Origin of the sequence: Actinacidiphila acididurans (assembly GCF_016918855.1) — a bacterium.
Classification (GTDB): domain Bacteria; phylum Actinomycetota; class Actinomycetes; order Streptomycetales; family Streptomycetaceae; genus Actinacidiphila; species Actinacidiphila acididurans.
Window position 1 is genome coordinate 367701 of sequence record NZ_JADKYB010000007.1, and the last position, 19626, is coordinate 387326.

The 19626-nt window shown below is 72.6% G+C and carries 16 protein-coding genes and 1 tRNA gene; 7 read left to right on the plus strand and 10 right to left on the minus strand.

All coding sequences use genetic code 11. The annotated features are described in order from the left end of the window. Positions 1–4 precede the first annotated feature (4 nt). The 5 genes from ITX44_RS15940 to ITX44_RS15960 form a co-directional block, all read right to left on the minus strand. A complete protein-coding gene (locus ITX44_RS15940; RefSeq protein WP_205357868.1) occupies positions 5–2242 on the minus strand; it encodes a copper resistance CopC/CopD family protein in 2238 nt (745 codons plus the stop codon). Positions 2243–2249: 7 nt separating this feature from the next. Further along, on the minus strand, positions 2250–2738 hold the full coding sequence (locus tag ITX44_RS15945) for a copper chaperone PCu(A)C (RefSeq protein ID WP_307795286.1): 489 nt from the start codon (positions 2736–2738) through the stop codon (positions 2250–2252). Then, positions 2735–3415, minus strand: a complete 681-nt coding sequence (locus ITX44_RS15950) for an SCO family protein (protein WP_205357927.1) — start codon at positions 3413–3415, stop codon at positions 2735–2737. Before ITX44_RS15950 ends, ITX44_RS15945 begins: the two co-directional genes overlap by 4 nt. A gap of 250 nt (positions 3416–3665) precedes the next feature. Continuing rightward, positions 3666–4625, minus strand: a complete 960-nt coding sequence (locus tag ITX44_RS15955) for a YcnI family copper-binding membrane protein (RefSeq protein ID WP_236060645.1) — start codon at positions 4623–4625, stop codon at positions 3666–3668. 277 nt (positions 4626–4902) lie between these two features. Further along, entirely contained in the window at positions 4903–5808 is a 906-nt protein-coding gene (locus tag ITX44_RS15960) for a hypothetical protein (RefSeq protein ID WP_205357869.1), read from the minus strand. Positions 5809–6032: 224 nt separating this feature from the next. On the opposite strand from ITX44_RS15960, the gene ITX44_RS15965 reads away from it, so the two are divergent. Beyond that, positions 6033–6479 carry an ATP-binding protein gene (locus ITX44_RS15965; RefSeq protein ID WP_205357870.1) on the plus strand — a complete coding sequence of 149 codons (447 nt, stop codon included), beginning with the start codon at positions 6033–6035 and terminating at the stop codon, positions 6477–6479. An 80-nt stretch (positions 6480–6559) separates the two neighbouring features. On the opposite strand, the gene ITX44_RS15970 is transcribed toward ITX44_RS15965, so the two are convergent. Both ITX44_RS15970 and ITX44_RS15975 read right to left on the minus strand, forming a co-directional pair. After that, positions 6560–7972, minus strand: coding sequence for an aminopeptidase P family protein (locus ITX44_RS15970; protein ID WP_372440931.1), 1413 nt, complete (start codon positions 7970–7972; stop codon positions 6560–6562). Positions 7973–8205: 233 nt separating this feature from the next. Further along, on the minus strand, positions 8206–9636 hold the full coding sequence (locus ITX44_RS15975; protein ID WP_205357872.1) for a PP2C family protein-serine/threonine phosphatase: 1431 nt from the start codon (positions 9634–9636) through the stop codon (positions 8206–8208). Between the two features lie 600 nt (positions 9637–10236). Between ITX44_RS15975 and ITX44_RS15980 the strand changes: the two genes are divergently transcribed. Beyond that, the gene (locus ITX44_RS15980) at positions 10237–10929 is read left to right on the plus strand and encodes a bifunctional DNA primase/polymerase (protein ID WP_205357873.1); all 693 of its coding nucleotides are present in this window, start codon (positions 10237–10239) and stop codon (positions 10927–10929) included. Positions 10930–11606: 677 nt separating this feature from the next. On the opposite strand, the gene ITX44_RS15985 is transcribed toward ITX44_RS15980, so the two are convergent. Together ITX44_RS15985 and ITX44_RS43020 are read right to left on the minus strand one after the other, a co-directional pair. Next, the gene (locus tag ITX44_RS15985) at positions 11607–12575 is read right to left on the minus strand and encodes a DUF5926 family protein (protein WP_205357874.1); all 969 of its coding nucleotides are present in this window, start codon (positions 12573–12575) and stop codon (positions 11607–11609) included. A gap of 664 nt (positions 12576–13239) precedes the next feature. Then, on the minus strand, positions 13240–13635 hold the full coding sequence (locus tag ITX44_RS43020) for an ATP-binding protein (protein ID WP_372440927.1): 396 nt from the start codon (positions 13633–13635) through the stop codon (positions 13240–13242). Positions 13636–13858: 223 nt separating this feature from the next. Between ITX44_RS43020 and ITX44_RS42180 the strand changes: the two genes are divergently transcribed. After that, positions 13859–13984 carry a hypothetical protein gene (locus ITX44_RS42180; RefSeq protein WP_265934225.1) on the plus strand — a complete coding sequence of 42 codons (126 nt, stop codon included), beginning with the start codon at positions 13859–13861 and terminating at the stop codon, positions 13982–13984. Between the two features lie 236 nt (positions 13985–14220). Here the strand turns inward: ITX44_RS42180 and ITX44_RS15995 are convergent, their stop codons facing one another. Beyond that, positions 14221–15054, minus strand: coding sequence for a glycerophosphodiester phosphodiesterase (locus tag ITX44_RS15995; RefSeq protein ID WP_307795287.1), 834 nt, complete (start codon positions 15052–15054; stop codon positions 14221–14223). A gap of 253 nt (positions 15055–15307) precedes the next feature. Between ITX44_RS15995 and ITX44_RS16000 the strand changes: the two genes are divergently transcribed. The 4 genes from ITX44_RS16000 (at position 15308) to ITX44_RS16015 (ending at position 19562) form a co-directional block, all read left to right on the plus strand. Further along, positions 15308–17134, plus strand: coding sequence for a S1C family serine protease (locus ITX44_RS16000; RefSeq protein WP_205357877.1), 1827 nt, complete (start codon positions 15308–15310; stop codon positions 17132–17134). A 57-nt stretch (positions 17135–17191) separates the two neighbouring features. Then, positions 17192–17278, plus strand: a tRNA-Ser gene (locus ITX44_RS16005). Between the two features lie 299 nt (positions 17279–17577). Continuing rightward, entirely contained in the window at positions 17578–18306 is a 729-nt protein-coding gene (locus ITX44_RS16010; protein WP_205357878.1) for a WXG100 family type VII secretion target, read from the plus strand. Beyond that, positions 18303–19562, plus strand: a complete 1260-nt coding sequence (locus tag ITX44_RS16015) for a DUF6531 domain-containing protein (protein WP_205357879.1) — start codon at positions 18303–18305, stop codon at positions 19560–19562. The genes ITX44_RS16010 and ITX44_RS16015 overlap by 4 nt, the downstream gene beginning before the upstream one ends. Positions 19563–19626: the final 64 nt, after the last annotated feature.

Consider the following 19626-nt stretch of genomic DNA (forward strand, 5'->3'; position numbering starts at 1 on the left):
TTCGTCACTGGCCGATCGTCACGTTCCGCGTCTGCTGCACCTCGTCGATGTCGGAGGTGCGTACCGTCAGGGACATCTGCCACTGGCCGGGCAGTGGGAGCTGGGCGTTCGCGGCGGTCCAGTCACCAGCGGCGAGCCGCTTGAGCGGCACCGGGATCGGGCCCAGGCTCTTGGCCGGAAGGGTGAACGACAGCCGCACCTCGGGCACATCGGCCGGCGCGCCGGTCGGGTCGCTGAGCAGGATATGGATCACCCCGGCTGCCCCCGCCTTCGACGGCGACATGGTGACCTCGGCGCTGCCCTTGCCCTTGATGCCGCCGGTGTCGTACGGGATCGTCAGGTCGAATCCCGACGAGTCGCTACCGCCGCCCGACGCGGACGACGCCGCGGGCGCCGGGGCCAGCTTCTTCTGCTCCTCCGCGGCCCGGCCCGGCTGGGTGCCGCTCAGCATGGTCGTCACGGCCAGCAGCACCACGGCGATCAGGGCCTCGGCGAGCACCGAACGGCGCAGCGTCCGGCGCGCCGGGTCCGCGTCCCGCACTTTCCTGGCCAGCGCCGCTTCGCGGGCGACCTCCTGCCGCCGCAGTTGTGCGGCCCGCGCGGCGGCCTCGATGCCGTCGTTCCCGGCTCCGTCCGGCTCCGGGGCGGCGGCGCCTGAACCCTTCCCCCCGGATCCCTTGCCCCCGGGTCCCTTGCCGCCGGGTCCCTTACCGTCGGCCTTCCGCTCCTTGCCGGACCCCGTACCCCCCGCTTCCCCCTTGTCGGCCACGGCCGTACCGCCGCTCGCCTGGCCGGCCGTCACCTCGGCGGTACCGGACTTCGCCGCCGCCTTGGCAGCCGCCGCGGACGTTCCGGAAGCCCCGGAGGGTCCGGTGCCCCCGGACGCCTTGGACGCCCTCGACGCCCCGGAAGCCGCCCCGCCCCCCGCCGCCGACTTCACCTTCGCCGTCGCGACCGTCCCCAGCCGCCCGGTCCACCGCCGCGAGACCCAGGCCGCGGCCACCAGCACGCACACCAGCCCGATCTTGATCAGCAGCAGCCGCCCGTAATGGGTGCCGGTGAAGGCGCCCCACGTGCCGATCTGCCGCCACGCCTGGTACGTCCCCGTGCCGGCCAGCAGGGTGACGGCGGTCAGCCCGATCAGCGAGAAGCGGCGTACCGCGTACGGCTCCAGCGTCCCCGCGGTGGACGGTGCCCACAGCGCGACCAGCAGTGTGACCAGGCCGCCCAGCCACACGGCCATGGACAGCAGGTGCACCACGTCGACCGGCATCGCCACCTGACGCTGGATGCCGACCGAGGCGTGCTCGGCCATCGCCCAGGTGGCGGCGATGCCGACGGCCACCACGGTGCCGCCGATACCCAGCCCCCACGCCAGGTCGGCGCGTTCGGCCGGGTCCTCGCGCTTGGCGTAACTGCCGAAGAGCACCGCGAGGAAGACCGCCGCCGCGGCCAGCAGCAGCAGCCGGGACAGCAGGGCGGCCCCCGGCCTGGTCTCCAGCTGGGCCCGCATCAGGTCGGTGTCGAACATCCGGTCGATGCTCTTGCCGTCGACGTACGGGCCGCGCAGCATGATCAGCCCGATCGCGCCGGCCACCATGGCGACCCACCCGCCGGCCACCAGGCGCTGCATGGTGCGCAGCAGGGCGCCGCGCGGCCAGCACACGCTCAGGAACACCGAGCCGCCCACCAGCAGCGCGAAGCCGAGATAGGAGACGTAGCGGCCGACCCCGTAGAAGAAGGCGGCCGCCCCGCCGCCGGCCGCCGCCTCGCCGGAGACGTCAACGCTGGTCCGCGACGGTGCCCCGACGGAGAAGGTGAACGCCCCGGCGACGGGGTGACTGTCCTGGGAGACCGCCCGCCAGGCCACGGTGTACGTGCCGTTCCCGATCCCGGACCGCAGCGCGATGGTGGCGGTGGCACCGGAGTCGGCGCCGTCGGCGTGCCCCGGCGTGCCCACCGCCACATTGGTGCCGTGCGGGTCCAGCACGCGCAGGCTGTCGTCGGACAGCAGCACTCCCTCGGAAAAGGTGAGCACTACGCGCTGGGGCGCTGTCTTGACGACCGCTCCCTCGGAGGGGTCGGTACGAATCAGCGCCGCATGCGCGTCCGCGGGCGCGGCGGTGCCGAGCAGCAGGGCCAGCAACCCGCCGAGGGCGAGCGCGAAGGCGGCCAGGCGCCGGGTGAACCGCTGGGAGAACCGCCGCGGCGTCCGGCTCGGTACGTACGACCGTGTGTTCATCGTGGGATCAGCCCCCCGGTTGATACGTCGTCGGGCGCACCGGCACGGTGACGGTCACCGTGGCGGGTGCGGCGTGGGCGAAGTGCAGCGTCAGCGGGACCGTTTCACCGACCGCGGGCTTGTGGGTCAGCCGCTCCAGCATGAGGTGGTCCGCGCCCAGGCCCAGGGACAGCCGGCCGTGCGGCGGCACGGTGAGCGCGGTGACCTGGCGCATGGTGGTGCCCGTGCTGGTGTGCAGGGTGACGTACGTGGCCAGCGGGCTGCTGGCGGAGGTCAGTTCGGCCGCGGTGCCGCCGCTGTTGGTGACCGTCACATAGGCCGCGGCTTCGTCGGTCAGCAGCGGCCGCGGGATGTAGCCGGCCGTGACCGACAGGTGCGCGGCGGACGCGGCCGAGGAACTCCCACCGAACGCCACCACGGCGGCCGCCGCGACGGCCGCGCCGCCCGCGACCGCGCCGGTGACCGCCCCGGCCAATCTTCGGGTGCGCCGGTTCACGGCGCCTCGCTCTTGATGATCTTCGGCAGGTCGGCCTGGTACTGCGCGGCCGTCGTGCCCGACATGTACAGCACGTGGCCGAGGTTGTCCTTGGGCCAGAAGGCCAGCACCTCGGCGCCGTGGGTGACGGTGATGCTGCCGTCCTTCTCCTTCACCGGCGCGTCGATGCCGACGCCGACCGACCGCGCGGCGGCCTGGATCTGCGGGAACTTGCCGGTCAGGCCGATGAAGCTCTTGTCCATTGCGCCCAGCCACTCGTTCAGCCGGGCCGGGGTGTCCCGCTCGGGGTCGGAACTGACCATCACCACGCGCAGCTTGGCCTGCTCGGCGGCCGGCAGCTTGGACTTGGCCAGCGCGATGTCGCTCATGGTGGTCGGGCAGACGTCGGGGCAGTGGGTGTAGCCGAAGAACAGCAGGGTGGGCAGGCCCGCGGTCTGCTTGACCAGGTCGAACGGCTTGCCGTGGTTGTCGGTGAGCACCAGGTGCGGCTTGGCGAACGGGGTGTCGAGCAGGGTGCCGGCCTTGGCATTGCCGCCGGAGACCGCGGCGACGTTGCCCGGGTCGGCGGCGGCGTTCGCCGAGGCCTGGCCGCCACTGGTGCCGCAGCCGGCGAGCGCGACCATGGCGGCGACGGCCACGGCGGCGGCGCCGAGCCTCACAGATGTGGCGGGGGCCATGGACCTGCGGCGGGGGCCGGGGGTGCCTTCGCCGGCTGCGGCGGCAGAGGTGCCGGTGGCGGAGCCGGGGGTGACGGACCGGGTGGTGGCGGAACCGGTCGTGGCGGAACCGGTCGGGACGGAACCGGTGGTGGGACTGGTCGTGCGCATGGAAGAACGTCCTGTTCGGGAGGAGCCGGGCGGCCCCCCGGGGCGGATACGGCGGACCGTATCCGCCCGCGGGGCGGCCACCCGGTGGATGACGGCCGGATCAGGCGGAGGCGCCCGGCGAACCGCCGGCCGGCCCGCTCGGGGAGTCACCGGCGGGGTTGCGGCGGCGGCCGGCGAAGACGCCGAAGGCCACACCGGCGATGCCGAGCACGATGCCCGCGACGCCCAGCGCCCGGGCCGTGTCGTCGTTGCCCTCGCCGGGAATCGGGGCGTTCGCGTTCGCGGCGGTGCCGGCCTTGGGGTCGGACGCGGGGGCCGCGGCCGGTGTGCCGGTCGGCGTGGAACCTGTGGCCGAGCCGCTTCCGCTGCCCGAGGCCGGCGCCACGGTCAGGGTCAGGGCCGGCGCCGGGTGGTCCGGCTCGGGCTGACCGGCCTGCGGGATGTCGATCCAGCGGACGATGTCGCCGTTGTCGTACGTCTGCAGGGTCTTGAAGGTCAGGGTGTCCGTGTTGTCCGGCAGCGGGCCGAAAGAGACCGGGAACTGCTGGAACTGACCCGGCTGGATCTTCCCGCCGGACCAGGTGATCTTGCTGACCGCCTCGCTGACGGTGCCGTCGTCCGTCTTGAGCGGGGTGGCCAGCTTGACGGTGGTGACCTGCGCGGTCCAGCCGGGCACCGGCTGGAGGGAGACCGACGCGATCGGGTGGTCGGCCGGCAGGTTGACCTCGATCCGGACGGTCTTGGCGTGGTCCTCCTCGTCGGGGACCTTGAAGTTCACGGTGCTGTAGCTGCCCTTGGGGGCCGTGTTCGGCTGCACGGTGACGTGCGCGAACGCGGGCACCGCGGCCAGTACGACGGCCGACCCGGCGAGCGCCGCGACGGTCACGGCCCGGCGCCGCAGCCGGGACAGCCCGGTCGTGCGGTAGGTCCGGTGGGTACGGGCGGCCCGGGAGGTACGGGAGGTTCGGGACGTCCCGGACGCGTGCGGCAGGTGCGCGTACGGTGCGGCGGCCGGTGGAACGGACCCGGCGGACGAGGCAGGCATACGTGAGCTGCTCATGGCAGAGGTGTTCTCCACGGTGAGAGGGGGCAGGGCACTGCGGACCGAGCGCCGCGGGACTTGCCGGACCGAGCGCTGACGAACAGCGCGCGCGTACGGACCGAGCGCGTACGGACAGTGCCGCTGATGGACGGACGAACGGTGACGTGGCGAGGCGGACCCGCGCGCCGTACCGCTGCCGCCCTCCCCGCGTGAAGCGCCGCGGAAAACCGCGGGAGAACCCACGAGAGCCCGGGAAAGCCCGGGGAGAAGGGAAAGCCGGAGAGCCGACGCCGCGTCAGGCCGCCAGGGCGAACTCCGGCGGCCCGCGTCTGGTCACCGAGTGCCGCAGCCACACCGAACGGTGCCGGGCCCGGATCCCCCGCCCGTCCGCCCGGCCGTGCCGCAGCGGGTAGGGGGCCCGTGCCGCGAGCACCGACAGCAGCGCGTGGGCGCGGCGCAGCGCGGCTGCCGGGGAGAGCCGGGTGGTGCCGCGCACCCGCCGCGACAGCCGGACCAGCTTCCACAGCGCGGCCTCGCCGCGGCGCAGCAGCAGACCCGCCACCACCGCGGCCAGCAAGTGGCCGAGCAGCATCGGCAGCGAGCACACCGGCAGGGCCGTCAGTACCGCGCGCCAGCCGGCGCCGCCGCCTGCGGATCCGGCGGACATGCCAGGCATTCCCGGCATGGACGTCATTCCGGCTGCCCCGGACATTCCGATCGCGTGCGCCGCCCCCGGCGTCGACCCGAACGCCGACGGGTCCAGGCCCGCGCGGCTCACCACTGCCCGGGCGGTCTCGGCGGTCAGCCGGAAACCGTGCGTGCCGCACACCAGCCGGGCGGCCACGGCCAGCAGACTTCCGCCACCGGTCCCGGCGCCCGTACCGCTTGCGCCGGCCGGCGCGGTGAGGACGGAGGCCGGAAGGGCCGCGCAGGCCTGGCCCATGCTGAACACCGCGTGCAGCGCGATCTGCCCGACCGCCAGCAGTGCCGCGATGCCGGGCAGCGTCCTTTCGCGCCCGGCCAGCGGGGCGACCACCGCGAACACCGCGAGCCAGCCCAGCACCAGTGACCAGCCCGGCACCGTACGTCCCGAGGCCAGCGTGTGCCCGGCCGCGGCCAGCACGACGCAGACCGCGGTGAACACCGCGGCCCGCAGCACTCTCAAGCCGGCGCCTGCGCGCACGGTGGCGGGGGAAGCCATGACGGGCGACATCTTCTCACCGCGGCCTCGCCCGGCCCACAGTGGGTGGCCACGTGATGGGGGTCTCGTCCCGTTACGGGGCTGTTTCGCCACGCCGCCCATACACCCGTCCGCCTGGCCCGCGCGTCGGCCGAATGAGCGGCATCACGTCAACACCACGCTTACGCGCTGCCCTTCGCGGCAATACGTAACCGTATGTCGAGCCGCGGCCAGGAGGCTGGAACATGAGCATCTGGTGGTCCCTCCATTTGCGGCGCGAGGCTGCGAGTGTTCCGCTCGCCCGGAGACTGCTGCTGGGGACGATGGAGACCGCCGGGGTGGACCCCGACATCTCCTTCGACCTCTCGGTGGCCCTCACCGAGGCGTGCGCGAACGCCGTGGAACACGCCGGATCCGCCACCAACTACAGCGTCACCGCACAGATCGACGGCGAACGCTGCAGGATCGAGGTGGCCGATTCCGGACCGGGTTTCGCCCGCGACCGTTTCCTCCGTCATTCGACCCGGACGCCGGCCCACCGCGGCCAGCACGCCGAGCACGGGCGGGGGCTCTTCCTCATCGAGGCCTTGGTGGACCATGTCCACTACCAGGACCGGCCCGGACACGGGACGGTCGTCTCCTTCGACAAGGTACTGAAGTGGCGGGACGGAGCCCTGCTCAGGGCCTCCTGACCGGAAGCCGAGGCAGGGCCCCGCCACGCCGAGCCGGGCCCGCACCGAACGACGCCCGCACGGAACCGGGCCCGCGTGACCTAGGCCCGCAGCGAGGCCATCCACGCCTCGACCGCGCCGGCCTCCCGGGGCAGCCCCGCCGACAGATTCCGGTTGCCGTCCTCGGTGACCAGGATGTCGTCCTCGATCCGCACGCCTATGCCGCGGTACTCGGCCGGCACCGTCAGGTCGTCGGTCTGGAAGTACAGCCCGGGCTCCACCGTGAGCACCATGCCCGGCTCGAGGGTGCAGTCCACATACGTCTCGGTCCGCGCGTGCGCGCAGTCGTGCACGTCCAGGCCGAGCATGTGACCGGTGCCGTGCAGCGTCCACCGGCGCTGGAGGGCCAGTTCGAGCACCCGCTCGACCGGGCCGTCGAGCAGGCCCCACTCCACCAGCTTCTCCGCGAGCACCCGCTGGGACGCGTCGTGGAAGTCGCGGTAGGCCGCGCCCGGCTTGACCGCGGCGATGCCGGCCTCCTGCGCCTCGTACACCGCGTCGTAGATCTTGCGCTGGAGCGGCGAGAAGGTGCCGTTGATCGGCAGGGTGCGGGTGACGTCGGCGGTGTAGAGCTCGTGGGTCTCCACGCCGGCGTCCAGCAGCAGCAGTTCGCCGGAGCGGACCGGGCCGTCGTTGCGCACCCAGTGCAGGGTGGTGGCGTGCGGGCCCGCGGCGCAGATCGAGCCGTAGCCCACGTCGTTGCCCTCCACCCGGGCGCGCAGGAAGAAGGTGCCCTCGATGTACCGCTCGCTGGTGGCCTCGGCGCGGTCCAGCACGCGCACCACGTCCTCGAAGCCGCGTGCGGTGGAGTCGCACGCCTTCTCCAGCTCCGTGATCTCGAACTCGTCCTTGACCAGGCGCAGTTCGGACAGGAACTCGGTGAGTTCCGTGTCCCGCTCGCCGGTCACCTTGTCGGCGAGGGCGGCCTCGATCCCCGCGTCGTACCCCCGCACCACCCGGACCGGGCCGGTGGCCGCGCGCAGTGCGTCGGTCAGCTTGCGGACGTCCTTGCACGGCACCCCGAGCAGCTGCTCGGCCTCGGTCAGGCTGTGCCGCCGGCCGACCCACAGCTCGCCCTGACCGTCGAGCCAGAACTCGCCGTTGTCCCGGTCCGAGCGCGGCAGCAGGTACGCGGTCGCCTCGTGGCCGCCCTCCGCGAGCGGCTCGAACACCAGCACGGCGTCCTGGGTCTGGTCGCCGGTGAGGTGGACGTACTCCGAGGCGGCCCGGAAGGGGTAGTCCGTGTCATTGGCGCGGGTGCGCAGGTTCCCGGCCGGGACCACGATCCGCTCGCCGGGGAAGCGCGCGGACAGCGCGGCCCGCCGCGCCGCGGTGTGCTCCGCCTGCGGTATCGGCTCCAGGCCGTGCCGCTCGGTGTCAGCCCAGCCCGACTTCATCAGCGCGGCCAGCTCCTCGGACACCGCCGGGTACAGCCGGTTCTTGCGCTGCTTGATCTGCTGGTCACCGGTGTCCTTCGGGTCCCGCGGGTCCTGGGTGCCGCTCGGATCGGCCTCCGCCACGTCCACGTCCTGCCTCCTCCACGACGAACTTTCGTCCATCGTAGGGCGGCCCCCCTCCGCTCCGGGCGGCCCGCCCCTTCGCCTGTGGAAAACTCGCGCACCCGGCGCCCGACCTGCGCGGTTCTCGGCGCTTCCCGGGCCCCGCGTCCTCCCGGGGCCCATCCGCCTCAGTCGAACCGCGCCACCATCAGCACCAGGTCCTCCACCCCGTCCGTACGGTCCACGCCGTCCGGCAGCATCGCGCGCACCACATGATCGGCGAGCCGCTCGGGATCGGCGCGGACCGAGTGGGGCGCGCCCTGCGCGGCCGCGTGCAGCCGGGCGAAGGCCCGGTCGACCGGCTCGCCGGTGCGGTGCAGCAGCCCGTCGGTGTAGAGCAGCAGGCTCTCCCCGGGGTGGGCGCACATCTCGACGCTCGGCGCCTCCCAGCAGCTCAGCATGTTCAGCGGCGCCGAAAGCGACGTCTCCACGTACTCGCAGCGCCGGTCGCCGACCACCAGCGGCGGGCAGTGCCCGGCACCGGCCAGCACCAGCCGCCGCCCGCCGCCCGGGAGCGCGGTCGCGTACCCGAACAGCGCGGTCGCCGCGCGGGCCGGCTCGGTCAGCCGCAGCAGGAGCTCCAGGTCGGACAGCACGGCGACCGGGTCCTCGCCCTCCATCACGGCATACGCCCGCAGGCTCGCCCGCAGCCGCCCCATTGCGGCCACCGCGCCCGGCCCGGCGCCCGTCACCCCGCCGACGGCGAGCCCGAGCGCGCCTTCCGGCAGCGGCAGCGCGTCGTACCAGTCGCCGCCACCACGCGGCCCGGCGTCGTGCCGGACCGCCATCCGTACCCCCGGCACCCGCGGCAGCCGGGCCGGCAGGAGTTCGGCGGCCAGCGACGAAGCGGCCTCGTTGGCGCGGGCCAGCGCCAAGCAGCGCCCCAAGTGCTCGGCGGCGAACCGCAGGTAGAGGCCGGCCAAACGGCGCTGGCGGGCGGCGGGTTCGGCCGGCTCGTCGTAGAACCACACCGCGGTGCCGAGGGTCCCGGTCCGCTCGGCGGTCAGCGGCAGCGCGTAACTGGCGCCGAGGCCGAGCCGTTCGGCCACCTCGCGGTGCCGCGCGGACAGCCCCGGCCCGTGGCGCAGGTCACCGTGCACCACCTCCGGCGCCACGTCCAGGGCGACGGGCTCGGTCGGCGCCGTGGCCGAAATTGTCTCCAGGGCGCCGAGGTCCGCGTGGGCCAGACCGAGTCCGACGGAGTTCCGGCGGCCGAAACCGTCCGGGCACTCCAGGGTGATCATGCCGCGCCGGGCACCGACCAGAGTGGCGCCCGCCTGGAGCACCTCGTGCAGGACATCGCCCGGCTCGGCGGTGCGGACCAGGCGTTCGGTGAGCTCGTGCAGCAGCGACAGGTCGCACACCCAGGCGGCGAGCCGGTCCTGGACGGCGATCGGGTGCTCCGGGGAGCCGCGGTCCGGCATCCGCTCGGGGTGTCCGGCGGGAAGCGCGGGCGGCACGGGGACGGCCGCCGGAGTGATCGCGGCGGCGTCAGTCTGGGGGATGCCGGCGGAAGACGGTTCGGTTCCGGCCACTTTTCTGACGTGAGCGGGGCTCATGGCCGGGAGCTCCCGGCCGGGGTCCGGCGAGCGGGGAATTCAGCGTGTTTTGTTCGCGCCGCGCGGAACATCCGCATCAATAGCATCGCAAACCCCCAAGTCGTGCTGCGCCGCTATCAAGAACCCCACTTCTACACGCACGATCGTGGGCATGTCCAGGATTGTCCTGGTACAAGAGATGGTGTCGGAGCCTTGCGGTTCCGGGCCGGACCGACGTACGTTGGCCGGACGCTGTCCCGAACATTGGCTCAAAACAGCCACCCCCGGTTCATGCGCACTGTCGACTGATCCCGGCCAACAGCGCGTCATATCGTGGGTGCTGGGTAGGAACCCGATGTCCGGCTCAAGCGTCGTAGTACGTAAACAGTTGACGGCCGACCCAACCCCGAGTGGCAGAAGGGTGCCGCGTCCGGCGGGAGCATGACCGGTTGCTCACGCTCAGGGCTTTGTGCGCCACAATGAGCGCCTCGCGCGCACCACCCTCCGCCACGTTCCACGCTCGGCTGGCAGTGTGCTGCGCTGCCTCGTATGCGGTGTGCTCGACAGTTACGTTGTGTAATGGGCAGATCCATGGGCGTTAACGGAAAGGAACGAGCGCTGATGCGCGAGATCCTCGGAAGGCGACGCAAGCTCTCACTCCAGCTCCCGCGAAAGGGGCGGACCGCGCTGCTGAGCGCGGCCCTCACCTACGCCGAGCAGTGGAAATGGCGTGTCGTGCCCGGCGTCGGGTACGACCGGCGGGGCACTTGGCGGGCGACCGGCGCGCAGCCGTGCGCCTGCCCGCGCCCCAACTGCCCGGTGCCCGGCGTGCACCCGCTCGACCCCGGTCTGCTCGCCGCCACGCGCGACCCGCGCATGGTGCGCTGGTGGTGGACCAACCGGCCCGACGCGCCTGTGGTGCTCGCCACCGGCGACCGGGTCTCGGCCGCGAGCCTGCCCGCGGCGGCCGGCGCGCACGCCCTGACCGCCATCGAGCACTTCGGCTTCCGGCTCGGCCCGGTGGTCGCCACTCCCACCCGCTACATCTTCCTGGTGGCCCCCTACTCCCTCGCCGAGCTGGGCGAACTCCTCGACAGCCAGGAGTGGGTGCCGACCTCGCTGCGTTACCACGGTGACGGCGGATACGTCGCCCTGCCGCCGTCGAGCGGCAACTCCGGCCAGTTGCGCTGGGTGCGCGAGCCGGTGGTGGAGCCGGGGGAGTCCGCTCCCTGGCTGCCGCAGATCAGCACCCTGGTGGACGCGATGGTCCGCGCGGGACGCACGGCGCCGGACGGCGACCGGCTCACGTACTGATCGCTTCGATCGGCTGATGGGGGACCCGGACCGGGGGGTCCGGGACGTAGGGACGACGTACGGATGCCGTACGAACAAAGAGGTGGAGGGGGGCCGCGCCGGCGAGCGGTGCGGCCGGGCCGGGCGTAGGGACGCCGCGGCCGACGAGGCGGGGACCATCCGGAGCAGAGGCGCGCGTCGATGCGCGCGTTCCGGGCGACCGTACAGGCGCGGACAGGACGCTGGCTCAGTCGATCCGCGGACGACCCGTAACCGACACCCATGAGTCGCGTTGGCGGCGTACGTCCGGCGCGCGTCCATTGACGCGAAGAACCTGCGCGGCCTACCCGGCGCAATGGCGGCGGCTGGCGGCGGGTATGGAAGTGCCCGGTCGCTGGCGACGGGGGATGCACCAGCGACCGGGCTGTTCAAACGGTAACAAGACTTCCGCCGTTCGCAAATCCCGGAAGCGGAGGCCGCCCTCGATTTCCCGGGGTTTTCCCGGGAGTTGTGATCGACATCACTGACTGACCGCTCAGTTCGACCCCGCGGCGGGGCCTGGCGCCGGGGGTACGGCCGTACCCCGGACGGGTGTTGGCGGTGGGGCGGATGGTGGCCGGGAGCCGACCGGCGCAGCGCCGGGGGCCCGACGCCGGACAGCCGAGAGGGCCAGCCGCAGGGCGGCCGGCCCCAGGCGCTCAGCGCAGGGTGATCTGGCGGTTGGTGAAGCCGCTGCGGGCCCGCCGCTCCTCGGCGCTCAGCGGCCCGGTGACGGCCAGCGTCTCGGTCAGCCGCTCCTGGAACTGCGCGGCCGGCTTCTCCACCTCGTCGGCGGGCATGCCCACCGGTAGGTCCCACACCGGCGCCACCAGGCCGTGCGCGCGGAAGGAACCGACCAGGCGGGTGTTCGCGCCCAGCGAGGACGCCCCGGCGGCGTGCAGCCGGGCCAGCGCGTCCAGCAGATCGTCCTCCGGGTACGGCATCACCCACCGCAGGTGGTTCTTCTCCGGCGTCTGGCACCAGTACGCCGCGTCCACCTCGGTCAGCCGTACGGTCGGGATCGCCGCCTGGTTGGCGCGCTCCAGCGACGCGGCGACCTCGCCGGTCGCCGCCTCCGCGTCCTCCAGCCAGAACTCGAAGCCGCTGTGCACCTCGGGCACGAAGGGCGCGGCCAGGTCGAGGAGGTCCTGCAGCCGCAGCCCGTCCGCGGCCGGCCGCCGGGCCTCCACCGGGTTGCCCGGCTCCGCGGTCAGCGCCCGGCTCAGGGTGTCGGCCAGGTCCCGGCTGATGTCGCCGGTCACCACGTCGTTCTGCAGGCCGAGCAGCACGCCGCCGGTGTCCCGGCGCAGCCCCGGCCAGGCCATCGGCAGCACTGTGCCGAGCGTCACCGTCGGCACGCCCTCGGGCAGGCCGCCCGCGAGTGTCAGCTCCGCGGTGGCGGCCGGCACGAGTTCGCGCAGCGCCACCCAGTCGCACTCGCCGGGCAGCCCCTCGAACGGGCGCTGCACCAGTTCGGTCACCGCGTGGGCGCTCTCCCGGCCGTGGCACGCCTTGTACCGGCGGCCCGAGCCGCACGGGCAGGGCTCGCGCGCGCCGACCACGGGGATCTCGCCCGTGCTGTTGCGGGGGGCCTTGCTCTGGGTGGGGGTCGCGCGCTTCTTGGCCATGGCTCGGTCTCTTCCGGGTCTTCCGGTGTGTTTCCGGTACGGCGGGTACCCGGCGGAGCTTAGCGGGAGGGGGGCGGGGGGTTGGTGGACGTCGGGGGTCCGATCGGGCACCGGTCGGCGGCCCGAACGGTCACGGGTGCGCCGGGCCGGACGGTACGGGCGGGCGGCGCGGCGGTTTTCGCGGGCCCGCGAGCGGTGGCCCGGCTCGGAAAATGTGCGGGTCCGGTTTTCCGGGGCGTCGGGATCTGTGCGATACGGAGCGGAGCCCGGCCGCCGGTTCGTACTCGGCGCAAATGGGCCGGAACGCGTGCGCGTCGTGTCAAGCGGTGAATCGGGCCGAAGAATCGGACACAGGGGCCGTTCCGGCTAAAGCACGGGAACACCGGCACAACACCGCCGGAACCTTCCGGAAGGCCGTCAGAACGCCGCCGGAACGACGGCGGAACTCCGATGGATCGCCACGGGATCGTCATGGGATCGCCTTGAGATCGCCGCCGGATCGTCAACGGATCACCTGTGGACTCACCGGCCGGCTGCGCCGTATGCCGCCGGAAGTGGCGGTTCCGCGGGAGTCGGCCGAAAATCCGGAAAGCGACAGCGTTCCGGGCCGAAAATCTCACCTGCTGATGACCCGAGTGATACCGGAAAATGTGACGCAGATCACTCAGGTCATATCGTCGAGGGATTCCGCGAGATCCAGTGGCAAGTCGAGTGGTACGCCCCGGGGCAGGCCGATTCCGGTCGGGTTGTCCCGCCGGGCATGGCGGCCGCGGACCGGCAGCAGCACCCATACGGTGACCTCGCCGGGGGCGTCGCGCACCCCCCAGCGCAGCGCCAGGGCTGCGACGATACCCAGGCCACGGCCGCCGCGCGCGGTCAGCGAGGGGCTGGCCGGCCGGGGCCGGGTGGGCCCGCCCCCGTCGGTGACCTCCAGGTTGAGCAGGCCGTTCGGGCCGACCGACCAGAAAGCCCGTATCCCGTACGCCTCGCTGTCCGGATAGTCCGCGTCCGGATCCGGGGCCGGGTCCGCCGGAAGCTTCGTGCCGCGATCGGTGGGCACGGCCGTCAAACGAGGGGCGGGCGCCTGAGCGCCCGCCTGTACCGTGCCGTCGGGATATGCGGCTTCGCTCAGCGGGCGGGCATGCCGGCAGGAATTGCTGAGCAATTCGGACAGAATGAGGACCGCGTCGTCGACGACCGGATCCGGTACGTCCCGCGCGTACAAATCGGCTCGCAGCCTTCTGCGCGCCTCCGCGACACCCGCAGGACCATGGGGCAGGGCCATGGTCGTGGACGTCGGCACCTCCTGGGCCACCATCAACGACACCCCCGAGACCTCCTTCACCCCACGCCACAAGGTGAATGCCCCCCGGGACAAGACCGGAAACTGCCCAACCGCGATCTATTGACGCACTCCATACACAGCACCGCGATATGCCCATGCCCCTGGCACGATCCGGCGCGAGCCGATACGCTCTGCTTGCGCCGCAACACGCCGGGTAAGGATGGTTACCAAGGTTGCCCCGGGAAGTCGGGGTCGTCCCGGAGCGTGCGGGGCCCCTGCCAGGGGCTTGGCGGACCCGCGGGCGGCGTACGCGCAGGCAGGCCCGCAGGCGGCGGATCGCCGGTATCTGTGGCCGGGCAGTCAGCGCCCCAACTGGGCCAGCACCTTCCGCGGCCGGTTGGTGATCACCGCGTCCACCCCGAGCCGTACGCACAGCTCGACGTCGGCCGGCTCGTCCACGGTCCACACGTGCACCCGGTGCCCGGCCCGGTGCAGCCGGTCCACGTACCCCGGGTTCGTGCGGACGATCCGCATGCTCGGCCCGGCGATCCCCACCCCCGCCGGCAGCCGCCCGTCACGATGGCGCGGGGTGACGTACTGCATCAGGTAGACGGTCGGCAGGGCGGGCGCGGCCATCCGTACCCGGCGCAATGAGCGCGAGGAAAAGCTCATCACCCGCACCCGGGAGGGCTCGCCATGCGGCGGGCGGTCCAGGTCGAAGCGGCGCAGCAGGTCGATCAGCCGTTCCTCCACCTGGCCGGCCCAGCGGGTGGGGTGCTTGGTCTCGATGGCCAGCTCCACCCGGCGGTCGGTCTCGACGACCAACTCCAGCAGCCGCTGCAGGGTCAGCACCTGGCTGCGCTCGCCCGGGTCGAAGCGCTCAGGCGTCTCCGGGTCGGCGTACTGCCCCTTCCACGAGCCGAAGTCCAGCGCCGCCAGATCCGCCAGCTCCAGGGACGAGACCGCGCCGCGGCCGTTGGACGTCCGGTTCACCCGCCAGTCGTGCACGCACACCAGCGCGCCGTCCGCGGTGAGCCGTACGTCGCATTCCAGCGCGTCCGCGCCCTCCTCAATGGCTTTCCGGTACGCGGCGAGCGTATGTTCTGGTACGTCCTCGGAGGCGCCCCGATGAGCGACGACCTGCACCTGTCGCCCCTCGGGATGCGCGTCCTGGACCGCGCGGAGGAAGGTCACCGGCCCATGGTGCCACCGTGCCGACTGTGGCGGGCGGGGCGCCGCTGGCCGGGGCGGCGGTGCTGCGGGCATGCGGTACGGGCACGTACGCTCGCCTACGTTCTCCCGCGCGCCTGCCGGTTGCGGTTCGGCTCCGTTCCGCCTCCGGCCTGCGCTGTGCGGCGGGCGCACGGAACGCACAGCTACCGCTTACGGCGGTCCGACACGCCGTGGGAAATGCTGTGCGCACCCCTTTACATTTGTCCTGACCCTGATGAGGAGAGTCGCTGTGAGCACCGAGAACGAAGCCGGGTCCTCCCAGCCGGCTGCGGAGTCGGCAGCAGCGGCACACGAGGGTGCCGCCAGCGACGGTGCCCAGGTGGCCCCCGCTGCTCCCCCCGTGCCTGCGGCCCCGCCCGCGGAGCCCGTCTCCGACCCGCGGCTGACGGACGAGCCGCGGGAACCGCGCACAGAGGTGCTGCCTACGCAGCCGCCGGTGCCGGCTTCGGCGCCCACGCCGCCGTCCGCCCCGGCACCTGGCGCTCCGATGCAGGCGCCGCCGCCGGTGGGGCCGCCGTCGCCGTACGGGCCGCCGCCGAATGAGCTGGCGCACGCGCCGCATCCTGCTCCTCCCGCGTCGGTACCTCCCGCCGCAGCGCCTCCCGCGCCCGCTGTGAGCGAGCCGCCCGCGCAACCCGCCGCTATTGCGCCGGATTCGGCGGCGAAGGCGGACGCGACACAAGGCGGCGGATATCCGGCGGGGCCGAACCCCGACGCGAGCCAGGGCCAGGGCCAGGGTCATGGCCCGAACCCGGACCCCTATGCCGTGCCGGCCACTCCGGCGTACGCCTCCTCGGGCGCGTACGCCGGGATGTCCTCCGGCGCGTACGGCGGCACCAACGGCCCGGAGCCGGGCCAGCCGGGCGGGGGCGGCGGGACGCCGTGGCCCGGGTCCGTACCGCCGCAGGGCGACGGCTCGGGTGGCCGGCGACGCGGAGTCGGCGCCCTGGTGGCGGCCGTCGTGGTCGCCGCACTGGTGGCGGGCGGCGTCGGCGGCGGCATCGGCTACGAGGTGGCCAAGCACAACAACGACAACTCGAACTCGACCACCATCTCGGCGCCGCAGAGCACCCAGGCGCTCAACCGGGCCCCCACATCGGTGGCGGGCATCGCGAACCGGGCGCTGCCCAGCGTGGTGACGATCAAGGCGAGCGGCAGCCAGGAGAGCGGTACGGGCACCGGGTTCGTCTACGACACGCAGGGCCACATCCTGACCAACAACCACGTGGTGGCGCCGGCGGCGGACTCGGGCGGCAAGCTGACCGTCACGTTCTCCAACGGCAACACGTACGACGCGTCGGTGGTCGGCCGGGCCCAGGGCTACGACGTGGCGGTCATCAAGCTGAAGAACGCCAGCGGGATCAAGCTGTCGCCGCTGCCGCTGGGCAACTCGGACGACGCGCAGGTGGGCGACGCGACGATCGCGATCGGTGCGCCGTTCGGCCTGTCCGGTACGGTGACTACGGGCATCGTGAGCGCGGTGCACCGCCCGGTGGCGTCGAGCGACGGCCAGGGCTCGGCGTCCTCGTACATGAGCGCGATCCAGACGGACGCGTCGATCAACCCGGGCAACTCCGGTGGGCCGCTGCTGAACGCGACGGGCTCGGTGATCGGCATCAACTCGGCGATCCAGCCGGGCGGCACCACGTCGCCGGGCAGCCAGGGCGGCAGCGTCGGCCTGGGCTTCGCGATCCCGATCAACCAGGCCAAGCGGGTCGCCGACCAGCTCATCAGGACCGGCCAGCCGGTCTACCCGGTGATGAAGGTGAGCCTGGACACGCAGTACCAGGGCGACGGGGCCCGGATCGGCACCTCCGCCGACTCGGTCACCGCGGGCGGCCCGGGCGCCCAGGCGGGCCTGAAGCCCGGTGACGTGATCACCAAGTTCGACGACACGATCATCGACAGCGGCCAGACCCTGATCGGCGAGATCTGGACCCACTCCCCGGGCGACAAGGCCACCCTCACCTACACCCGCAACGGCTCCACCCACACCACCACGGTCACCCTCGGCAGCCGCGTGGGCGACTCCCCCAACTGACCACCCACTAAGCTGTCCCCCGGGACGCCGCCACCCCACCCCCGGCGGCCCTCCCGGGGAGGCTTGCCCGAGCGGCCGAAGGGAACGGTCTTGAAAACCGTCGTGGCAGCGATGTCACCGTGGGTTCAAATCCCACAGCCTCCGCGCAGGTAGTAAACGCGCAGGTGGGGGCGGGTCCCGGTTCTCCGGGGCCCGCCCCCTGCGTATTGGGTAGAGCCCCTCGTGACCAGAACTGGCGAGGCCCCTACGGACCGGGACCTGCTCCTTCCGCCGGCTCGGCATGGGGAGGGGCTGAGCGGAAGGCCTTGGGCTCCGAGGGCCTGAATGTCCATTGCTGGCAGCCGGTTTGGGGCACGTCTGCGGCAAATTGCTCCCATCGGTGTCTTTTTCTGACGTAGCCTGATCACTGTCCGCATCGGGTGTGTCCTGTGGGGGGCTGGCTTGTGGCGGTTGAGTTGCCGGGGCCGGTGGTGTCGTTCCTGAGCGTCGTCGGGATCAGCTGGCCGAACGTCAACGAGGACAAGGTGCGGGAGTTCGCCTCGCACATCCGGGAGTTCGCCTCGGCGGTGGACACCACCCACCAGCAGGCCACGGCCACCGTCAAGGAGCTGGGGGCTCACTACAAGGGGGCCTCCTACGAGGCGCTGCTGGCCGCGTGGGGTGAGAAGTCCTCCACGCACATGGCCGAGTTGGTCAGCCTGTGCCACGGGGTGGCCACCGCGCTGGACGTGGCCGCGGGCGTGATCGTGACGATGAAGGGCGAGTGCATCGCCGAACTCATCGGCCTGGCAACCGCGTTCGTGGCGGAGCAGGCGGCGGCGGTGGAGACGCTGGGGTTGTCGGAGGCGGCGGCAGCGGCGACGGTGAAGCTGGCCGAGAAGGCCGTGCAGGTCCTGGAGGACCAGCTCACCCAGTACATCATCGCCGAGGTCATCGAAGCGGCCCTGGACCCCCTGGTCGAAGCCGTCGGCAAGGCGGCGAGCGGGCTGATGTTCAAGGCCACCGAGGACGCCCTCGGCGTGGACACCGACGGATGGGACGGCGGCCCCGGCTTCGAGATCCACCCGTCCATGCTGACCTTCCACGCCACCACGATGCACGGCCACGCCGAGACCGTCACCGGCCACGCCACAACCCTGCAGACCAAGCTCGCCGGGGTGAACTTCCAGTGACCAACCGCATCGTCGCAGCCCTGGAACACGCCGCGACCAGGCTCGGCAAGACCCTGGGCGAGGACGCCGGCAAGGCGGTCGGGGATCTGTACCACTCCACCGGCCACAACCTGACCGGCATCGCCGAGGACACCACCGCAGCCGACCTCAAGCACGAAACAGCCCTGCGGGGCCTCATGCACGACACCAAACAGCCCTCCGTCCACGCACCCCACGACGTCAGCGACACCGGGCACCTCCCCCATCAGCAAGGCGACGAGCCGCCGCTGGGCGGTGAACACGCCCCCGGGCAGCCCTCGGAGGGCAACGGCGGCTGCACCACAGGCGGCGACCCCGTCGACGTCGTCTCCGGCCAGATGATCACCTCCGCCACCGACATCGACCTGCCCGGCCTGCTGCCCGTGGTGCTGCGCCGCGCCTACGCCTCCGGCTACACCGGCGGACGCTGGTTCGGCCCAGGGTGGGCCTCAACCCTCGACCAGCGCATCCAGATCGATCCCGACGGCATCCACTACGCCGGCGAGGACGCCGAAATCCAGCACTACCCCCTGCCCACCGACCAGCAACCAAGCGTTCTGCCCATACGCGGCCCGCAACGCCCCCTGATCTGGGACCGGGACACCGACACCATCCGCATCGAGGACACCGCCACCGGTGTCACCCGCCACTTCGCCACCCCACCTGCACCTGGGGCACAGACTCGTACGATCACCGCGCTGACCGACCGCAACGGCCACCGCATCGACTACCTCACCGGGCCCGACGGCCTGCCGACAGAAATCCGCCACACCGGCGGCTACCGCGTAGCCGTCGACACCACCCGCACCCTCACCGGGCCCCGCATCAGCGGCCTGCGCCTGATCCACGACGGCACGAGCACGCGGATTCTCCAATACAGCTACGACGGCCGTGGCCGCCTGACCGCTCTCACCGATTCCACCGGCCTGCCACTGACGTACGCCTACGACGACCACGACCGGATCACCTCCTGGACCGACCGCAACAACCACTGGTACGCCTACGAATACGGCTCCGACGGCCGCGTCACCCGAGGCCACGGCCCCCAAGGCGCCCTCCAAGCCCACTTCGCATACGACACCGAGGCCCGCGTCACCACCATCACCGACAGCCTGGGCGCCCGCACCGAATACCACTACGACCGCCACGGCCACCTCACCACGGTCGTCGACCCCCTCGGCGGCACCGTCCACACCGAACACGACCCGTACGGCCAGCTCCTGTCACGCACTGACTAGCTCGGCCGCACCACCCGCCTGGCCAGGAACTCCCAAGGGGACGTCACCGGTGTGGAACGGCCCG